Annotated in this window: 1 protein-coding gene; it reads right to left on the bottom strand. The window is 69.0% G+C overall.

All coding sequences use genetic code 11. From position 1 onward, the window contains the following. Window positions 1-1,023, bottom strand: a 1,023-nt coding sequence (locus I0C86_RS00045; RefSeq protein ID WP_230393259.1) for an amino acid adenylation domain-containing protein, incomplete at its 3' end; no start/stop codon positions are given. Window positions 1,024-1,032: the final 9 nt, after the last annotated feature.

The following is a 1,032-nucleotide window of genomic DNA, read 5'->3' as shown; positions in this document are numbered from 1 at the left end:
GGTGGTGTGGTCGGGTGTGGGTAGGGCGGTCCGGTCGAGTTTGCCGTTGACCGTCAACGGCAGGCTTGGCAGGGACACGAACGTGGTCGGGACCATGTAGTCCGGGAGCCGTTGGCCGAGGAACGTCCTGAGTTGTTCGGTCGGGACCTCGTCCTGGGTGGGTACCAGATAGGCCAGGAGTCTGTCGTCACGGACGAGCACAGCGGCCTGGTCGACCCCGGGACAGCCAGCCAGCACCGTCTCGATCTCGCCGGGTTCGATCCGGAACCCGCGGATCTTCACCTGCTCATCGGCCCGACCCACGAACACCAACTGCCCGTCACCGGTCCACCTCACCCGGTCACCGGTCCGGTACATGCGCTCACCCGGGGCGTACGGGCAGGCGACGAACCGCTGCGCGGTCAGCCCCGACCGGCCCACATAACCACGGGCGACCGGGATACCGGCCACGTACAACTCACCGACGACACCGGTCGCCGCCGGCACCAGCCCGTCGTCGAGCACGAACAGGCTCGCGTTCGTGATCGGCCCGCCGATCCCCGGCCGGTCCCCGACCCCCAGAGGCGCGGACATCGACGCGCACACCGTCGTCTCGGTCGGCCCGTACGCGTTGATGAACCGCCGGCCCGGCGCCCACCGGTCGACCAGGGTCCGCTCCAACGCCTCACCGGCCGACACCAGCGTCGTCACCGACGCCAACTCGTCGGTCGTCAACGTGGCCAGCACCGCCGGCGGCAACGTCACGTGCGACACCTGGTACCGGTCGATCACCTCGGTCAGCCCACCACCGGGAAGCAACTCGTCCGCCGGGGCGACCACCAACGCCGCACCCGAACACAACGCCATCAGCATCTCCGAGGTCGCCGCGTCGAACCCGACCGACGCGAACTGCAACACCCGTGACCGGTCAGTGACCACGAAGTGCTCGATCTGCGCCACCGCCAGGTTCACCGCACTGGCGTGCGTCACGGCCACCCCCTTCGGGGTACCCGTCGAACCCGACGTGTAGATCACATACGCCAGAGCGTCCGC

Source organism: Plantactinospora alkalitolerans (genome assembly GCF_015690345.1).
Classification (GTDB): Bacteria; Actinomycetota; Actinomycetes; order Mycobacteriales; family Micromonosporaceae; genus Plantactinospora; species Plantactinospora alkalitolerans.
This window is presented reverse-complemented; position numbering and strand designations above follow the sequence as displayed.